Here is an 18270-nt window from a genome sequence, read left to right on the forward strand (position 1 = left end):
CACGATTTCTTGATACCTGTATTGACCAAATCACCCTGGCAGCGCGCAAACGCGCACCAAATTTTTTTCGGTCAAGCTTAGCACTTTAGCATGGACAAGCACCATCTTGCAAGCAGGCTATGGGTATTTACCCCAAAGCACGGCAAGCTTGGCGGAAAAGCAACACCCTTGGCCTACGCCTCGGTCCGCCGCACCACAAACCTTTCCACATATTCGTTGGCCGGATGGTGGCGGATGTCGTCCGGCGTACCCACCTGTTCCACCTTGCCATCGCGCAAAATGACAATGTTCTGGCCCAGGCGCAAGGCCTCTTCGATATCATGGGTGATGAACACAATGGTTTTCTGCAGGCGCTGCTGCAAAGTCAGCAACTGGTCCTGCATATCGTAGCGGATCAGCGGGTCCAGCGCCGAGAACGCTTCGTCCATCAGCAGGACATCGGCATCGATAGCCAGGGCGCGGGCCAGGCCTACCCGCTGGCGCATCCCGCCCGATAACTCATCCGGGTAGTTTTTTTCATACTCCAGCAGGCCGACCCGCTCCAGCCAGGTACGGGCGGCCTTGCGCGCCTGGGCCTGGTTTTCGCCGCGCACGCTCAGGCCGAAGGCAACGTTATCGATGACATTGATGTGCGGCAGCAGGCCGAAATTCTGAAACACCATGCTGATGCGGCGCCGGCGCAGTTCGCGCAGCTCGGGCATGCTCAGTTCCAGGATATTCTGGCCATCGACCAGAATCTGGCCGGCGGACGGGTCGATCAGGCGGTTCAGATGCCGGACCAGGGTCGATTTGCCCGACCCCGACAGGCCCATGATGCACGAGATCTGCCCTTCCGGCAGCTGCGCGCTGACGCCGGCCAGGCCCACGTTGCAGCCCGTATCGGCCTGGACACTGGTCTTGTCCGCCCCCTGGCGCAAAAGCTCGACCGCCCTGGCCTCTTGCGGCCCGCCCTCGCGGGGGCCGAACACTTTGTAGACGTCGCGTATTTCTATCTTGGCATCGCTCATCAGAGTTTCTCTTGTTGTGGGGCGCGGCGGCGCCGGCGCGGCTGCCCATAGGCCTGGGTAATCCGGTCTATCACAATGGCCAGGATGACAATCGCCACCCCCGCCTGCAGGCCCCGGCCCACATCCAGCGTCTGGATGCCGGCCAGTACGTCTTCACCCAGGCCGCGCGCGCCGATCATGGAGGCCACGACAACCATGGCCAGCGCCATCATGGTGGTCTGGTTGATGCCGGCCATGATGCTGGGGCGGGCCAGCGGCAGGGTCACCCGAGTCAGCATTTGCCAGCGCGTGACGCCGAAGGCCTGCGCCGCCTCCATGACATCGGGATCGACCTGGCGCAGACCCAGTATGGTCAAGCGGATCAAGGGCGGCACGGCGTAGATAATGGTGGCGAACAGGGCGGGCACTTTGCCCAGCCCAAACAGCATCAGCACCGGAATCAGGTAGACGAAACTGGGCAAAGTCTGCATGACGTCGAGCACCGGCGTCAGCACCCGCCTCAACAGCCGGCTGCGGGCGGCAATGATGCCGATCGGCACGCCCAGCACAATAGACACCAGGGTCGAGACCAGCACCAGCGCAAAAGTCTGGATGAGCTTGTCCCATAAGCCCACGGCGCCAATCAGGTACAGGCACACCACATACAGCACCGTCGCCACCGGCTTGCGTGTCGCATGCCACGACAGCGCCGCCACCAGCAGCAGGAAGGCCCAGGGCGGGATGGCCTGCATCAGGCGCTCCACGGGCAGCAGCACGCCGGTCAGCATGAGGTTGCTGGCCTGCCGGAACACGCCGCCGTATGCCTTGACCATCCCCATCAATTGGCGGTTCACGAAAGCGGCGGCCGACCAATCCGGAAAGATGCCGCCCGTGGCCGCGGGTGGCCCGTCGCCCGCGTCGGCTGCCGGCTTGATATCCAGCGCGGCATTCACGCGTTCGACCATGGGCGGCGACAGCCAGGCATGCCAGACTTCGGGATGCTCGCGCAGGAACTGATCGGCCATCGCCTCGCCCCCGGTGCGTGTCTCGGTCATGACCAGAATCATGCGGTTCAGCAGCTCGGGCTCGAACTGCAGCTTCTCGAAGAAAGCCTCGAGCTCGGGATTCCGCTCGGCAAAGGGCGCGGACACAGCTACGGCCAGGCGCGCCAGCAGGAAGTCGGAAGAACACAACTCGCCTTCGCCGCTGACGATGGCGTCCCAGCACGATTTGTTGAAGGGGTCTTGCTGGATCTTGTGGAACTTATACTTGGCCATCAGGCCTGCGGGCTGCCAGTAATAGAACAGGATAGGTCTGCCCTGGTCGTACGCCGAACTGATCGCGGCATCCAGCGCCGCCCCGGTTCCCGCGCGAAAATTAGTGTAGTCCTCTTCCAGCCCATGCAGCTGCAGCAGCCGGCTATTGGTTTTTTCGCAGACCCAGCCCGAGGGGCAGTTCAGGAAGCGGCCCTTGGCGGGGTCCTCGGGGTCGGTAAACAGCGACTTGTACCGTGCCAGATCGCGCCAGCTTTCCAGGTCGGGCGCCAGCGCCTTGATGCCGCGTTCCGGGTCCCCGTGAATCAGGTAGTCGGGTACGTACCACCCTTGCTCGGCGCCGCCGGCCAGCGTATCGCCCACGATCTTGACCTGGCCCCGTTGCACAGCCTGCTCGATAATGGCCGACCGGCCCGACCACATTTCGGCAATGACCTGCAGGTCGTCCTGCACCAGCGCCGACTCGATGGCAGCCGATGCGCCCGGCACGATTTCGGTTTCGCAGCCATAGCCGGCACTCAGCAGCTTGCTGATGACATGCGTGGTGAAGGTGGCGCTTTCCCAACTGAGGTCGGCCAGTTTGACCGGTTGCCCGCCATTGCAGGGTGCGGCTTGCGCACGGGCGGCATGCGGCAGCACAACGGCCAGGCACACCGACAAAATCCCGAGCATGCGCAGCAGTGTTTTCATTTGGACGGGCCCTCTGTTTTATCTACACAAACGACCTGTCGCGTGCTTTGGCCGCCCCAATGCAAAACGCCATGTTGTGAGCATGGCGTTTTATTTGCGCCTAAGGCGCTCTGGTAGAGCTTACTGCAATGCGTTGGCAGCGTCCAGACTGGAAACTCCCAAATTGCGGGACAAGCAGGGTGCTGAAAAGTCATGGACATGAACCACTTCTTGCGCTAATGACGGCACTGCACAAGAATATGCACACAGACCGGCTGCACCGGCACTGAGGCAATAGTCCCAAGTTCATAGAAGGCGATGCGAACCTGTTCGAGCCCTCAAGGCTCACCAACGTGGCCGGGGCCGGCCTCTATGCCCTGGCCATGTATCCGTCCCCGGACTGCTGCATACCACCACTATCAGAAAAACGAAGGAGACACACCATGATGATTACCAAGCGTACCTTCCTGGCGGCCTGCGTACTCGCCGCCACATCGACCGTCCTTCCCACCGCGGGCTTTGCCCAGGCAGATAATTATCCGGAACGCCCGGTCACCATTCTGGTGCCCTTCCCGGCGGGCGGCACCAGCGACCTGATGGCCCGGCTCATGGCCGACGAGCTGGGAAAGGAACTGGGCCAGTCCTTCGTGGTAGAGAACAAGGGCGGCGCCGGCGGGGTCATCGGCACCGCGGTCGCGGCGCGCGCCAAGCCGGACGGCTACACGCTGCTGCTGTCGGGCATCGGCAGCAATGCCATTGTGCACGGCCTGGAACCCAAGCCCAGCTACGACTCGCTCAAGGATTTCGTCCACATTTCGCAGTTGCAGGCAGGCCCCAACGTCATTGTGGTCAATCCGCAGTTTCCCGCCAAGACCTTGCAGGAATTCGTGGATTACGCCAAAGCCCACCCCGGGGAAGTGAACTACGCCGTCACCTTCGGCGCATCGGGCCACATGTCGATGGAACTGCTCAAGCATAAAGCCAACATCAACATGACGGGTGTGCCTTACCGGGGCGGCGCGCCAGGCCTGACCGCCGTTCTGGCCAACGAAGTGCACACCATGTTCGTCAACCAGGACGCCGTGCTGCCCCACGTACAGGCCGGCAAGCTCAGGGCATTGGCTGTGGCCAGCGCCGAACGCAATCCCAAGTTCCCCGATGTGCCGACGGTTGCCGAGTCGGGCTACCCAGGCTTCCTGGCCGTGTCATGGGCCGGCTTGTCTGCGCCCGCGGGCACGCCCATGCCCATTGTCAAGAAGATCGAGCAGGCCCTGATCAAAGCCTTCAAGAAGCCCGAGACGCGCGCCAAGCTCGAGTCCACCGGTTTCGTGGTCATTACGTCAACCTCCGAGGAATACACCAAGTTCGTTGATCAGGAGATCCAGCAATGGGGCAATCTGATCAAGGATGCCAACATCAAGGCGCCCACCGCCGCCAAATAAGCATTCTGTTTATCCACGCCCATGCCGGAAGCACGATGGACACGCTGCTGGGAGCGTATCGTGTTTCCGCATTTCCTTTATGAAGACCCGCCATGAAATCCGTCGAATCCACCATCGTTTCGTATGCCCAGGTTGCTGCCGATGCCCGCACAGCAGCCGACGCCGGCGACCGTATCGCCGCCATTGACCTGTCTTTGGTCTACCTGCCGCTGGGCACGCCGGTCAGCGATGCCAAAGTGCTGACCGGACGTCAAAAGCCGCTGACCGAAATCGCCTTCATCTTTGCCGAGATCCATACCAAAGACGGTTTTTCGGGCATTGGATTCGGCTACTCGAAGCGCGCGGGCGGCCCGGGCATGTACGCGCATGCCAAGGAACTGGCCCCCAATCTGATCGGCGAAGACCCCAACGACATTTCGCGGCTGTTCACCAAGCTGCTGTGGGCCGGAGCCAGCATGGGCCGCAGCGGCCTGACCACGCAAGCGATTGCGCCATTCGACATCGCCTTATGGGACATGAAGGCCAAGCGCGCCGGCCTGCCGCTGGCCAAGCTGCTGGGGGCGCAGCGCGACTCGGTCCAGTGCTACAACACCTCGGGCGGGTATCTTCACACGCCGCTGGACCAGGTGCTGAAGAATGTAGAGATCAGCCGCGCCAGCGGAATCGGCGGCATCAAACTGAAAGTGGGGCAACCGGACTTGTCGATCGATATCGAGCGGGTAGGCGCCGTCCGCAAGCTGCTAGGCGACAGTTTTCCGCTGATGGTGGATGCAAACCAGCAATGGGATCGCCAGCAGGCGACCCGGGCCTGCCGGGCGCTTGAGCAGTTCGACCTGACCTGGATCGAGGAGCCGCTGGACGCACATGATTTCGAAGGCCATGGCCTGCTGGCCGACCGCTTCGATACCGCCATCGCCACCGGAGAAATGCTGACCTGCTTCGATGAGCACGCTCAACTTATCCAGGCCGGCACCGACTTCATCCAGCCGGATGCCCCGCGCGTAGGCGGCATCACCCCGTTCCTGAAGATCATGGCCCTGGGCGAGTTCAAGCAGCGCAAGCTGGCGCCGCACTTTGCCATGGAAATTCACCTGCATCTGGCCGCGGCCTACGGTATCGAACCCTGGCTCGAGCATTTCGAATGGCTGGGTCCGCTGTTCAATGAACAGATGCATCTGAAGGATGGCCGCATGTATGTCTCTGACCGCCCAGGCCTGGGATTCACGCTAAGCGAACAGGCCCAGCGCTGGACTGCGGACACGCACGCCGTAGGCAAGAAGCCCTGACGGACGGGCGCGCCGGCCCGGAGCGTATCCAGGTCAGCGCGCCGGCGGCCGGCTTGCCGCTATGCCGTGTAATCGACGGCGCCCCACTCGAAATAAGGCTTCAGGTCGGCAATCAACGCCTGATGCACCGGATGAAACAGGTATTCGTTCAGCGCATCCACATTGTCGAATGACGACTCGAGCACATAATGCCAGCTGATCGGGCGATCGACTTCGTTGGCTTGAAGCCGCCATTCGCGTATGCAATCGACCTGTTTATTCAGCCCGCGCATGCGCTCGACCAGGCCTTGTTCCAGCCCCGCCTGGAAAGCCACACCGGCCTTGCGCCGGAACATCACAATATGCTTGATCATCAGGCATTCCTCGTTATTCGGGTTTCAAGTGATAACCGCGGCCCGGATAGTCGAACGCCACCAGTTCGTTGATCGCCGCCGTTTTGTCCGCCGGCGCGGCATAGTACGCCCTTATTTCACTGATCTTGCCTGTTTCGGGATCAAAGCGGTACCACTCGTCGCCGCGCAATGCCGTGCCCTGGCCGGTCTTCCAGTGCGTCCATTCGATGACGGCCTCGGGGCTGTTGTGACTGACCAGGATCTTTTCTATGGTCCATTTCGAACCCAGGTTCTCGACACACCATATCCATTTACGGGCAATCGTATCGGCGGACCGCCACGGCACGTCCGGCAATCCGGCCGGAAAATAATGCACGGCATCCGGCGTGAAGCAATCGACCAGATCTTCATAGCTGGCGGCATTGCATGCCTGAAAATAGCGGCGTATCAGCGCTTCATGATCTGCCGGGGTGTAGCGGGTAGCGGTCATAGCCTTTCCTTCTGTTGCGATAAAGAGTCATTACGTCCCGGTGGCGGGTTGGCCCGCCGGAATCGCCGGACGCCCCTGCGCGACCCAGTCATGGTACTGCGCGCGTGTTTCCGGGCTGGGCGGATACAGCCCCCACAAAGGCTCGCCGGCGCGCACGCGCAGCGCCAGGTAGGCCTCGATATCGTCGCGCGCCTCGCACAGATCGGCCATCTCGGCCGCCAGGTGGGCAGGTACAACCGTGATATTGTCGCCATCGCCGTGGATGACATCGCCCGGATAAATGGCCACGCCGGCGCATCCTATGGGCACCTGCAGATCGGCCACGTGGTGATAAGACAGGCGCGTGGTCGCGGTCACCCCCGTGCTCCATACCGGGAAGTCCATTTCACTGAGTTCGGTGCCGTCGCGGAATGTGCCATCGGTCACCACTGCGCGCGCGCCCCGCATCATCATGCGCGTGACCAGCATATTTCCCATCGAAGCGGCGCGCCCGTCTTTGTTGCTGTCGATCACCAGCACATGGCCCGGCTCGATCTGCTCGACGCCGACCCACTGCAGGTTGTCGGCATCGGGCTGGGTCGTCAGGTTGCCGTACACGTCGACGTCCTCGCGCGCGGGGATGAAGCGCATCGTATACGCGCGGCCCGCGAACGGTTTGATTTTCTTGTTCAAGGACACCAGTCCGTGCAAGACGGGCTGGCGAAAACCTTTGATGTACAACTGTGTGGTCAGGGAGCCGCTGCTCACCTTGGCCAGCCGGTCCAGCACCGCTGTCGGCACATGCACCGTGGGGGCGCGTTGGGGAATGGACTTGAGCGGCGGCGGGTACAAGGCAGACATGGCGATGGATTCCAGATCGGGTAAGACTATGAAGGCGTCGTCGCCTGCTGCTTTGTCTCATTCAATGAGACAAAGCAGCAGGGCCACATTTAAAACCAGTATAGAAAAATTATAATGATGACAAGGCTGTGCCGGCGTGTTCGTTTTCCATACCTGGGTCCAAGCCGGCCGATAAATCCCACACACTGAGACGAGTGCGCCATGTCAGCAAACTTCGGTAACGGAACAGGGGCTCTGGAAAAAGCCATCGACCTGCTGCAGGCCATCAGCGCCGCGCCGGAAGGCGCCAGCCAGGCCGAGCTGGCTGCCCTGCTGAATCTGCCGCGCACCACGGTCTACCGCCTGCTGGCGACCCTAGTGGCCCGGGGCATGGTCAGGCGCGATCCCCTGCGTAAAGTCTACTGCCTGGGTCTGCGCAGCTTTGAAATGGCCCGTCAGGCATACTCAATGCCCGATCTGGTCGCGGCAGCCTCGGTCGAAATACGCGCCTTGCGCGACCTCACCGGCGAAACCACCTACCTGGCGGCGCGCGATGGGCTGGAAGTGCTTTCGCTGGATCGGGCGGACGGGGCGCACAGCCATCGGTCGGAAGCCGTGCTCGGCAAGCACAAGCCTTTGCACTGTACCAGCCAGGGCAAGGCGATCCTGTCGGCGCTGGACGACGCCACGCGAGACGGGCTGATCAAGGAGATCTCGCTGCGCCCCAAGACGCCGCTGACCATCACCGACCGGCGGCGCCTGCAGGCGGAGATACGCATTACCGCCGCGCGCGGCTACGCCATCGATGACGAGGAAATGGAGCTGGGCATACGCTGCGTGGGCGCCCCCATCACCGACTCCCAAGGCAAGGTAAGGGGCGCGCTCAGCGTTGCCGGACCGGCCTATCGGCTGACGCGTGAGCGGCTCGACTTGCTGGGTCCGGAAGTGGCCGACGCGGCCAAGCGGGTCGGCGCCCAGTTGATCGTCGACATGCCCGCGCCCGCCGTACCCGACGAGGCCGCGCCCGTGCCGGGACCCTGGGCCTTTCATGGCGCATTTCCGATATGGTCGCAGGACCAGGATTGCTTGTATTGGGCCGATACCCTGGCTCCCGCCGTGCGCGTCCTGAAGGACGGCATCGACCGGGAACTGGCCCGGGTCGAAGGACCGATACACGGCATGGCGCTGGCCGGCGACCGGCTGTTCATCGCCCACGACGGCGGCTGCCTGCTTCTGGATGCCGAGGGTCAAGCCCAAGCCGTCGACTTGGATCTGCCTGGCCGCATCCAGGCTTTGTGCGCCGAACCGGCCGGCCGGCTCTGGATGGTGATCGAGGCGGACGACGGCTCGTTTACCGCCGGGCCGGCCGACATGGAAGGCCGCTACGAAGCGCTTTGGAACCTGGATGAAGCCAGCGGCAGCCTGCGCTGGGATACCCGGGAAAACCTGCTCTACATGACCGCACCGGAATCGGGTTCCATCTTCATCCTGAATCCCGCCAACCAGAACATCCGGCGCTTCGTCAGCATGCCCCGGGGCTCCGGCCAGCCGGCGGGCCTGATGCTGGACGGCCGGGGAGGCCTGTGGGTAGCGTTGCGGGACGGCTGGAGCGTCATCCGCTTCTCGCTCGACGGCAATGTCGACCGGGTGATCGGCATGCCTGTGCCCTGCCCAACCGACCTGGCGCTGGGCGGCCCGGAACTGACGACGCTGTATGTGACCAGCGCCCGCCAGTTTGTGTCGCTGGACGCACTGGCTTCAGCGCCCTTGTCGGGCAGGCTGTTTACCGTGAGCGCAAGCTAAGCCCTTGCACAACAAGCGTCTTGCGCACGGCCAGGCAGGCCGCATCATGCAAAACGCCATGCACGAATGCATGGCGTTTTTACTTGCGCCCCAAAAGGGGCTTGCATGAAGTGTCTTACTGCAACGCGATTTCCACGTCCACACCTGCGGGCAGGTCCAGGCGCATCAGTGCGTCAACCGTTTTATCCGTTGGATCAACGATGTCCATGAGGCGCTGGTGAGTACGCATTTCGAATTGGTCGCGCGACGTCTTGTTGACGTGCGGCGAACGCAGCACGTCGTAACGGCGAATACGAGTCGGCAGCGGTACGGGACCACGCACAACCGCGCCCGTGCGCTTGGCGGTTTCGACGATTTCGGCAGCGGATTGGTCAATCAGCTTATAGTCGAATGCTTTCAGACGGATGCGGATTTTCTGGTTTTTCATGGGAATTCCTAAAGAACGAATTAGACCGGGGGCAATATCGCCCCCGTCTGGACAAGCAGATTACTTAGTGATGCTGGCGACGACGCCTGCGCCCACGGTACGGCCGCCTTCGCGAATAGCGAAGCGCAGGCCCTCTTCCATGGCGATCGGCGCGATCAGGCTCACCTTCATCGACACGTTATCGCCTGGCAGGACCATTTCCTTGTCCGCCGGCAGCTCGATCGTGCCCGTCACGTCCGTCGTACGGAAGTAGAACTGGGGACGATAGCCCTGGAAGAACGGCGTGTGACGGCCACCCTCGTCCTTGGACAGAATGTACACCTCGGCCGAGAAGTCCGTGTGCGGCTTGATCGAGCCGGGCTTGGCCAGCACCTGGCCGCGCTCGACGTCTTCGCGCTTGGTGCCGCGCAGCAAGATACCCACGTTATCGCCCGCCTCGCCCTGATCGAGCAGCTTGCGGAACATCTCTACGCCCGTGCACGTGGTCTTGACCGTGTCCTTGATGCCCACGATCTCGATTTCCTCGCCCACCTTGACGATACCGCGCTCGATACGGCCTGTGACCACCGTGCCGCGACCCGAGATCGAGAACACGTCCTCGACCGGCATCAGGAACGTGCCGTCCACCGCGCGCTCGGGCGTGGGGATGTACGTGTCCAGCGCTTCGGCCAGCTTCAGGATCGCTTCCTTGCCCAGCGGGCCTTCGTCGCCTTCGAGCGCCAGCTTGGCAGAGCCCTTGACGATCGGCGTGTCATCGCCCGGAAAGTCGTACTTCGAGAGCAGTTCGCGCACTTCCATCTCGACCAGCTCGAGCAGCTCTTCGTCATCGACCATGTCGGCCTTGTTCAGGAACACGATGATGTAAGGCACGCCCACCTGGCGCGACAGCAGGATGTGCTCGCGCGTTTGCGGCATGGGGCCGTCAGCGGCCGATACCACCAGAATGGCGCCGTCCATTTGCGCCGCGCCCGTGATCATGTTCTTGACATAGTCAGCGTGGCCCGGGCAGTCAACGTGCGCGTAGTGGCGCGCGGCCGTTTCGTACTCAACGTGCGAGGTGTTGATCGTGATACCGCGCGCCTTCTCTTCGGGCGCCGCGTCGATCTGATCGTAACCCTTGGCCTCGCCCGACCCGAAGGCCTTGGCCAGCACCGTGGTGATTGCCGCTGTAAGCGTGGTCTTGCCGTGGTCAACGTGCCCGATCGTACCTACGTTTACGTGCGGTTTGGTCCGTTCAAACTTACCTTTTGCCATGATTTATCCCATCAATGTTTTCAAGGAAACAAAAAAATTTACCTGCCCGCAACCTTGCGGGCAGGCGCTGATTAATTACTTGCCGCGCGCGCTGATGACTTCATCAGCAACGTTCTTGGGAGCTTCGGCGTAGTGCTTGAACTCCATCGTGTACGTTGCGCGACCTTGCGTTTGCGAACGCAGGTTGGTCGAGTAGCCAAACATTTCGGCCAGGGGTACTTCGGCCTTGATGATCTTGCCACCGCCAATAATATCGTCCATGCCCTGGACCATGCCGCGACGGGAGGACAGATCGCCCATGACCGTACCGGCATAGTCTTCCGGCGTTTCGACTTCAACCGCCATCATGGGCTCGAGCAAGACCGGGCTGGCCTTGCGCATGCCGTCCTTGAATGCCATCGAGGCAGCCATGCGGAATGCGTTTTCGTTCGAGTCGACATCGTGGTAAGAACCGAAGAACAGCGTTACCTTGACGTCTACGACCGGGTAACCCGCCACCACGCCGGCTGGCAGGGTTTCCTGGATGCCCTTGTCGACCGCGGGGATGTATTCGCGAGGAACCACACCGCCCTTGATGGCGTCGACAAATTGGTAGCCGCCGCCCGGCTCAAGCGGCTCGAGCTTGAGCACGACGTGACCGTACTGACCACGACCGCCCGACTGCTTGACGAACTTGCCTTCGATTTCTTCGCACGTCTTGCGGATGGTTTCGCGGTAGGCCACTTGCGGCTTGCCGACATTGGCCTCGACGCCGAATTCGCGGCGCATGCGGTCAACCAGCACTTCCAGGTGAAGCTCGCCCATGCCGGAAATAATGGTTTGGCCGGATTCTTCGTCGCTGCGTACGCGGAACGAAGGATCTTCCTGTGCAAGGCGCGACAGCGCGATGCCCATTTTTTCCTGGTCGGCTTTGGTCTTGGGTTCAACGGCCTGCGAAATCACGGGCTCGGGGAATTCCATTTTTTCGAGCAGGATGTGCTGACCGACGTCGCACAGGGTTTCACCCGTGGTTACGTCTTTCAGGCCCACCACCGCGGCGATGTCGCCGGCCAGAACTTCCTTGATTTCAGCACGGTTGTTGGCGTGCATCTGCAGAATACGGCCGATACGTTCTTTCTTGCCTTTGATGGGGTTGTACACCGTTTCACCGGCATTCAGAACACCCGAGTACACGCGCACGAACGTCAGTTGGCCCACGAACGGATCGCTCATGAGCTTGAAGGCCAATGCCGAAAACTTGGCGCTGTCGTCAGCCGGCAGGCTGATGGCGTTGCCGTCATCGTCGACACCTTCAACCGGCGGGATGTCCACGGGCGAAGGCAGATAGTCGATAACTGCGTCGAGCATGCGCTGCACGCCCTTGTTCTTGAACGCCGTGCCGCACAGCATGGGCTGGATTTCGCCAGCGATGGTGCGGGTACGGATGCCCAAATTGATTTCGTCTTCGGTCAGTTCGCCTGTTTCCAGGTATTTGTCCATGAGCGTTTCGGACGATTCCGCTGCCGACTCGACCAGCTTTTCACGCCATTCGTTGGCCGAATCGACCAATTCAGCGGGGATATCGACGTATTCGAACTTGGTGCCCTGGCTGGCTTCGTCCCAGATGATGCCTTTCATGCGAATCAGGTCGACGACGCCCGTGAAGGTGTCTTCGGCCCCGATTGGGATCACGATAGGCACAGGATTGGCCTTCAGGCGCAGCTTGAGCTGGTCGTAGACCTTGAAGAAGTTCGCGCCGGTGCGGTCCATCTTGTTGATGAACGCCAAACGGGGCACGCCGTATTTATTGGCCTGACGCCATACGGTTTCCGACTGGGGCTGCACACCGCCCACAGCGCAATACACCATGCAGGCGCCATCGAGCACGCGCATGGAGCGCTCGACTTCAATGGTGAAGTCAACGTGTCCCGGGGTGTCGATGATGTTGATGCGGTGCTCGGGGCGATCGCCGGCCATGCCGCGCCAGAATGCCGTAGTGGCCGCTGAAGTAATGGTAATGCCGCGCTCTTGCTCCTGCTCCATCCAGTCCATGGTGGCCGAGCCTTCATGGGTTTCGCCAATCTTGTGGTTGACGCCGGTGTAGAACAGGATGCGCTCGGTAGTGGTAGTTTTCCCTGCGTCGATGTGCGCGGAAATACCGATATTGCGATAGCGCGAAATGGGGGTTTTGCGGGCCATAATAAAAATGTCCTTAGATTACCAACGGAAATGGCTGAATGCTTTGTTGGCCTCGGCCATCTTGTGCGTGTCGTCACGCTTCTTCATCGCCCCGCCACGGCCTTCGGAGGCGTCAAGCAATTCACCGGCCAGGCGCAGATCCATCGATTTCTCGCCACGCTTCTTGGCTGCTTCACGCAACCAGCGCATGGCCAGGGCCAGGCGGCGCACAGGGCGCACTTCAACCGGCACTTGATAGTTCGCGCCACCTACACGGCGGCTTTTCACTTCAACGAGAGGCTTGATGTTGTTAATCGCAGTGTTGAACACCTCGATGGGCTCTTTGCCAGTTTTAGCCTGTATCTGGTCGAACGCGCCGTAAACAATACGTTCAGCGACGGCTTTTTTACCAGACAACATAACAACGTTCATGAATTTGGCGAGCTCTACGCTGCCAAACTTGGGATCGGGGAGAATTTCACGTTTGGGAACTTCGCGACGACGAGGCATTTTAACTTCCTTGTGACAGTTCAGTTGAACCGCTTTTACACGGCCACGACCATTTATCTAAATGGTCACTTACATGCTATGGGCCCATGCCCACGGCTGCACTGAGATGACCAGACTGGCTGGACTAGGGAAAAACTTAGGCTTTTTTCGGGCGTTTTGCGCCGTACTTGGAACGCGACTGCTTGCGGTCTTTGACACCTTGCAAGTCGAGCGAACCGCGCACGATGTGGTAACGCACACCTGGCAAGTCTTTTACACGGCCGCCACGCACAAGAACCACCGAGTGTTCTTGCAGGTTGTGGCCTTCGCCGCCGATGTACGAAATGACTTCGAAGCCGTTGGTCAGACGCACCTTGGCGACTTTACGCAAAGCCGAGTTAGGTTTTTTAGGGGTGGTGGTGTACACGCGAGTGCAGACACCGCGCCGCTGAGGGCAGTTCTCGAGCGCCGGGCTCTTGCTGCTCTCGCGGGAGACTTCGCGCGGCTTGCGCACGAGTTGGCTAATGGTTGGCATAACCTTTACGCATCCTGTGACGTTTAAAATCGGTACTTGCGTACTTAGATTTACGTATTTGAATAAACGCCTGTTCTTTGGCGCCAAGGCTATATGACAAAGATGACAATACAACCCCGGCCCAAGAGCTTCAGGCGGTTTGCGCAAAAAACCGCCTGACACGAATAACGTAAAAGAGCGGGCCTTGCAGCAAAACTTGAAAATAACTTACAGGGTTGGCAGTGTGTTTGGGGCCGGTACGCGGCAAAGCTTGCCGTATACCAAAATACATACCAAAAGAAAACACGACCCTTAAAGTTAGCTCACCATCATAGCACGCCCAAAATAAAATGAGCAAGCGCCAGGGTGCAAAGTGTTGCAGGACGCGCAACATGGCCTGCGCCATGCCGGACAAAGGGGGCGGCAGGCGGCATCGCTCGACACGGCTTGAGTGGTATCGTAACATTGGACCTAACTCGTAACATTGGCCTAGCTCTCACTCACTCATTAAGGGGCCAAATCCTGCATGAATATAGCCTCCGTCGAAGATGACCTTGCCCAAGGTCGGCTCATACACGAAATCCTGGTCTCGGCCGGACACCAATGCACGTTGTTCGATACAGGCAGCGGGCTTCTGGCCGCGCTGCAACGCAAGGCCAGCTTCGATTTGCTGCTGATTGACTGGGAATTGCCCGATATCAGCGGGATCGATGTCGTCCGATGGGTGCGCGGCAACCTGGGATACTCGCTTCCCCTTATGTTCCTGACCAGCCGGGTCCTGGAAAACGACCTGGTGGCGGGTTTGCGGGCCGGCGCCGACGACTATATGCTCAAGCCGGTGCGCCAGGGCGAGCTGCTGGCCCGTGTAGACGCCTTGCTGCGGCGCCATAATACCGAAGCCCACAACGAAGGGCCGTTCCGCTGCGGCGCATTCGAGATCGACCCGGCTACCGAAAGCATTGCGCTGCATGGCCGGAAAGCCGAGCTGGCGCCCAAGGAGTACGAGCTGGCCCTGCTGCTTTTTCGCAACCCCGGCAAGCTGTTTTCCCGCGATGTGCTCAGCAGCAATGTATGGAACCGCGACATTCCCGCCACATCGCGGACCTTGGACACCCATCTTTCCAACATCCGCCGCAAATTGCAGCTGCGGCCCGAGCATGGCGTACGCCTGATCTCTTCCTATGCCCTGGGCTACCGCCTGGAACTGGTCTCGGACACTTCTGAACCCTCATGACGCTTTCCTTGCTTTTACCCCGCCTTATCCGGCCGCTCATCCTTTTCGTCTTTGCAAGTCTGTTCTGCACCCCCAGCCTGGCCCAGCCGGCGGGCGCGCAGGGCGACAACTTTATTTATCGGGTCGTCAGCGGCGATACCCTGACCGCCCTGGCAGAGCGTTTCACCGACCGGGCGGATCACTGGCGCACGCTGCAAACGCTCAACGCCGTCCAGGAGCCCACAGCGCTGCCCATCGGCCTGGAACTTAAAATCCCCTTTTCGCTGATCCCCGAACTGCCGGCGCAAGCCCAGGTCACACACGTGGCGGGGCAGGCACGAACGAATCAGGGGCCCCTGGCCGCCGGCAGCGTCCTTGCCGAAGGCGACGTCGTACATACCGAGGCCAACGGCTTCGTCACACTGGCCCTGGAAGACGGCAGCGCGCTTACCATTCCGGCCCAATCGGCGCTCCGCCTGGAACGCCTCCGGGTGTTCAAGGGCACGGCACTGACCGACACCATCTTCACGCTGGAAGACGGCTCGCTGGAATCGCAGGTGGCGCCGCAAGGCACCGGCGTGGGGCGTTTCGAGGTCCGCACCCCTGTCAGCATCACCGGCGTGCGGGGCACGCATCTACGGGTGCACGCCAACGCCCAAGGCGCCCAAAGCGAAGTCCTGGCCGGGGCCGCGGGACTCCATGCCGGGGACGCCGAATCGGCCCGCCTGAGGCCCGGTCAAGGCGCGGCGGTCAATCCCGACGGCAAACTGCTGGGCGTCAAGACTTTGCTGCCCGCGCCCGTCCTTGCCGCCCCTGTGCGCGACGGCGGCGGCTGGACCACCACCTTTCCGCCGGTAGCCGGCGCAAGCGCGTATCTGCTGCGCGTTGCGGGCGATCCCCAGGGCACCCAGCTGTATTCCAGCCAGCGCATCCACTCGACCGATGCCTCGTTCCGCGCCCCCGGCGCAGGCACGTATTACGTCATGGTGCGCGGCATCGATGCCGATGGCCTGAATGGCGCGGATGCCGTCCAGCCCTTCCTGGGCCAGCCCGTGCTGCAGTCCTCCGACGGCGCCCCCATATCGACCCAGTTCGGCCAATTCGTGGTGCTGACGGACTACTGACATGCCGCGTCCCGCCCGCGAAACGGACGCGCGCTTCTGGGGCAATCTGGAACGGCGAGTCCAGACGGAATGGCGGCTGGTCATGGCGGTCATGGTTTTTTTGACGCTGTGCATCGCGTATTTCAGCCCGCAGGCCGGGCTGACGCGGCTGGACCAAGTGTTCTACGACAAAATGCTGGCCGCCACGACCCAGCCCGTCCATGACGAGGACATCGTCATCGTGGCCATCGATGACGGCAGCATCAATCAGATCGGATACTGGCCCTGGCGCCGCGCCCTGCACGCGCAACTGCTCGACAAACTGCGCCAGGCACGCGTGGTCGGCATGGACTTTGTGCTGAGCGACACGAATCCGGCCTACCCCAAGGATGACCAGACCCTGGCACAGGCCATCGCGCGGCACGGCCGGGTCGTCCTGCCGCAGGTCATCGAGCCCGGCGGGCGCCACACCCTGGACCCGCTCGAGCCGCTCAGCCTGGCCGCCGCGGCCCTGGGCTACATCAACATCTACCCCAGCACGGACGGCGTCATCCGGTCGCTGACGCTGTTCCAGCCCCTGGACGCTGACGGGCAGGCGCACCATTTCATTGCGGCCATGCTGGACGTGGCCAACGACCAGGCCAGCCTGCGGCGCCTTCTGGAGCAGCCTGCGCAGCGGTTGATTCCCTATGCCGGGACACCCGGCCATTTCACCATCTACCCCTATGCCCAGGTGCTGAACGGGCATATTCCGGAATCCGCGTTCAAAGGCAAGCTCGTTCTGGTCGGTTCCTGGGGATCGGGCCTGGGCGACGTCTTTCCCACCCCCCTATCGCAGCAGGGCGAGGCCATGGCAGGGGTCGAGATCATGGCCAATGGCCTGCACAGCGCTCTTCATGACCACTGGATACGCACCCCGCCGCGGTGGCTGGGCAGCTTGCTGGCCTGCCTGCCCGTGCTGCTGGCCTGCACGGCGCTGCGCCGCCTCTCGCCCCGCCGATCGTTCCTGGCCACCCTGATCGCGCTGTTGCTGATCTTCGCGGCCAGCTGGCTGCTGATGCGTTATGCCCAATTCTGGACACCCATCACTGCCAGCATCATCGGCGTCGCACTGGCCTACCCCGTGTGGAGCTGGCGCAGTCAAGAAGCGGCGCTCCAGCACATCGACCGCGAGTTGCTGGCCCTGAACGCCGAACGGCAGGGCCTGCATGGCCTGGCGGGCGCAGACGAACCGGCACACGCGGGCGGGTCGCTTTCCGCCCGCGTCACCCAGTTGCATGGCGCCATCGCGCAACTGCGCCAAGCCCACCAGAAGCGCGATGAAACCCTGCGATTCCTGTCTCACGACATGCGGGCACCCCAGAATTCGATTCTGGCGCTGACGCAACTGCAGCAAGAGCCCGGAACCGCCCTGCCGCCGGCGGAATTCCTGCAGCGTATCGATACCTACGCCGGCAAGACGCTGGGCCTGGTCGACGGCTTCGTCCAGCTTGCCAGGGCGGAAGCGGCGCCCTTGTCGCGGCAGCGCGTCGACTTGGTGGAACTGCTGGCGCAATGCTGCGACGAGTTCTGGGCGCCGGCACGCCAGAAAAGCATCCATATCCGGTTCGACCAGCATCCCGACCAGGCATGGGTCATGGGCGACCTGGCCCTGTTGACGCGCGCTTGCTGCAACCTGCTGGACAATGCCTTGAAGTACAGCGCGGACCACACCGAAGTCGCCTGCCGCATTATCGAAGACCAGGATGCCTGGTCGCTGATCATTCAGGATCAGGGGCGCGGCATCAGCGCCGATCAACAGGCTACACTCTTCATACCATTTGCCCGCATCAAAGAAGACGCGCCGCACAATCCCACCGGCACCGGCCTGGGCCTGGCGTTCGTCATCACGGTCATCAACCGTCACCGCGGCACCATCACCGTTCAAAGCCGGGAAGGCGCGGGCAGCACCTTCAGCATACGTCTGCCGCGCGTGCCGTAGGCGGCCACGCAAACAATCCTTTCATTTACGG

17 protein-coding genes and 1 pseudogene are annotated in these 18270 nt (G+C 61.7%); 6 read left to right on the forward strand and 12 right to left on the reverse strand.

The genetic code is table 11. The features are described from left to right. Positions 1–173: 173 nt before the first annotated feature. The 3 genes and pseudogenes from RE432_RS04355 to RE432_RS04365 all read right to left on the reverse strand — a co-directional run. Positions 174–1007, reverse strand: coding sequence for a betaine/proline/choline family ABC transporter ATP-binding protein (locus RE432_RS04355; RefSeq protein WP_310931999.1), 834 nt, complete (start codon positions 1005–1007; stop codon positions 174–176). Next, positions 1007–1870, reverse strand: coding sequence for a proline/glycine betaine ABC transporter permease (locus RE432_RS04360; RefSeq protein ID WP_310933026.1), 864 nt, complete (start codon positions 1868–1870; stop codon positions 1007–1009). The genes RE432_RS04355 and RE432_RS04360 overlap by 1 nt, the downstream gene beginning before the upstream one ends. Positions 1871–2047: 177 nt before the next feature. Next, a pseudogene (locus RE432_RS04365) lies at positions 2048–2950 on the reverse strand (ABC transporter substrate-binding protein); the annotation flags it as partial. Positions 2951–3372: 422 nt separating this feature from the next. On the opposite strand from RE432_RS04365, the gene RE432_RS04370 reads away from it, so the two are divergent. Together RE432_RS04370 and RE432_RS04375 are read left to right on the forward strand one after the other, a co-directional pair. After that, positions 3373–4371, forward strand: coding sequence for a tripartite tricarboxylate transporter substrate binding protein (locus RE432_RS04370; protein WP_310932001.1), 999 nt, complete (start codon positions 3373–3375; stop codon positions 4369–4371). A gap of 92 nt (positions 4372–4463) precedes the next feature. Next, entirely contained in the window at positions 4464–5657 is a 1194-nt protein-coding gene (locus tag RE432_RS04375) for an L-talarate/galactarate dehydratase (protein WP_310932002.1), read from the forward strand. A 59-nt stretch (positions 5658–5716) separates the two neighbouring features. On the opposite strand, the gene RE432_RS04380 is transcribed toward RE432_RS04375, so the two are convergent. The 3 genes from RE432_RS04380 to RE432_RS04390 are packed head-to-tail and all read right to left on the reverse strand — an operon-like array spanning position 5717 to position 7319. Continuing rightward, entirely contained in the window at positions 5717–6010 is a 294-nt protein-coding gene (locus RE432_RS04380; protein WP_310932003.1) for a Dabb family protein, read from the reverse strand. Between the two features lie 13 nt (positions 6011–6023). Then, positions 6024–6479, reverse strand: coding sequence for a nuclear transport factor 2 family protein (locus RE432_RS04385; protein WP_310932004.1), 456 nt, complete (start codon positions 6477–6479; stop codon positions 6024–6026). A gap of 30 nt (positions 6480–6509) precedes the next feature. Further along, on the reverse strand, positions 6510–7319 hold the full coding sequence (locus RE432_RS04390; RefSeq protein ID WP_310932005.1) for a ribonuclease activity regulator RraA: 810 nt from the start codon (positions 7317–7319) through the stop codon (positions 6510–6512). Positions 7320–7520: 201 nt separating this feature from the next. On the opposite strand from RE432_RS04390, the gene RE432_RS04395 reads away from it, so the two are divergent. Continuing rightward, positions 7521–9101, forward strand: a complete 1581-nt coding sequence (locus RE432_RS04395) for an IclR family transcriptional regulator C-terminal domain-containing protein (protein ID WP_310932006.1) — start codon at positions 7521–7523, stop codon at positions 9099–9101. A 115-nt stretch (positions 9102–9216) separates the two neighbouring features. Here RE432_RS04395 and rpsJ read toward each other — a convergent pair whose 3' ends face one another. The 6 genes from rpsJ to RE432_RS04425 all read right to left on the reverse strand — a co-directional run bounded on the left by rpsJ (position 9217) and on the right by RE432_RS04425 (position 14336). After that, a complete protein-coding gene (gene rpsJ, locus RE432_RS04400) occupies positions 9217–9528 on the reverse strand; it encodes a 30S ribosomal protein S10 (protein ID WP_013743964.1) in 312 nt (103 codons plus the stop codon). A gap of 60 nt (positions 9529–9588) precedes the next feature. Continuing rightward, positions 9589–10782 (reverse strand): elongation factor Tu, encoded by a 1194-nt coding sequence (gene tuf, locus RE432_RS04405; RefSeq protein WP_310932007.1) that lies wholly within the window; start codon positions 10780–10782, stop codon positions 9589–9591. A gap of 75 nt (positions 10783–10857) precedes the next feature. Then, entirely contained in the window at positions 10858–12960 is a 2103-nt protein-coding gene (gene fusA, locus RE432_RS04410; protein WP_310932009.1) for an elongation factor G, read from the reverse strand. Positions 12961–12978: 18 nt separating this feature from the next. Then, the gene (gene rpsG, locus RE432_RS04415; RefSeq protein ID WP_130038211.1) at positions 12979–13449 is read right to left on the reverse strand and encodes a 30S ribosomal protein S7; all 471 of its coding nucleotides are present in this window, start codon (positions 13447–13449) and stop codon (positions 12979–12981) included. 136 nt (positions 13450–13585) lie between these two features. Beyond that, positions 13586–13963 carry a 30S ribosomal protein S12 gene (gene rpsL, locus RE432_RS04420; protein WP_041682771.1) on the reverse strand — a complete coding sequence of 126 codons (378 nt, stop codon included), beginning with the start codon at positions 13961–13963 and terminating at the stop codon, positions 13586–13588. Positions 13964–14093: 130 nt separating this feature from the next. Next, the gene (locus RE432_RS04425; protein WP_310932010.1) at positions 14094–14336 is read right to left on the reverse strand and encodes a hypothetical protein; all 243 of its coding nucleotides are present in this window, start codon (positions 14334–14336) and stop codon (positions 14094–14096) included. A gap of 132 nt (positions 14337–14468) precedes the next feature. Here RE432_RS04425 and RE432_RS04430 point away from each other — a divergent pair, with 132 nt between their 5' ends. The 3 genes from RE432_RS04430 to RE432_RS04440 are packed head-to-tail and all read left to right on the forward strand — an operon-like array spanning position 14469 to position 18239. Continuing rightward, positions 14469–15176, forward strand: a complete 708-nt coding sequence (locus tag RE432_RS04430) for a response regulator transcription factor (protein WP_310932011.1) — start codon at positions 14469–14471, stop codon at positions 15174–15176. Then, positions 15173–16279 carry a FecR domain-containing protein gene (locus RE432_RS04435; RefSeq protein WP_310932012.1) on the forward strand — a complete coding sequence of 369 codons (1107 nt, stop codon included), beginning with the start codon at positions 15173–15175 and terminating at the stop codon, positions 16277–16279. Before RE432_RS04430 ends, RE432_RS04435 begins: the two co-directional genes overlap by 4 nt. Position 16280: 1 nt before the next feature. Further along, on the forward strand, positions 16281–18239 hold the full coding sequence (locus RE432_RS04440; RefSeq protein ID WP_310932014.1) for a CHASE2 domain-containing protein: 1959 nt from the start codon (positions 16281–16283) through the stop codon (positions 18237–18239). The last annotated feature ends 31 nt before the right edge of the window (positions 18240–18270 follow it).

This window comes from Pusillimonas sp. SM2304 (assembly GCF_031628915.1).
Taxonomy (GTDB): domain Bacteria; phylum Pseudomonadota; class Gammaproteobacteria; order Burkholderiales; family Burkholderiaceae_B; genus Pusillimonas_C.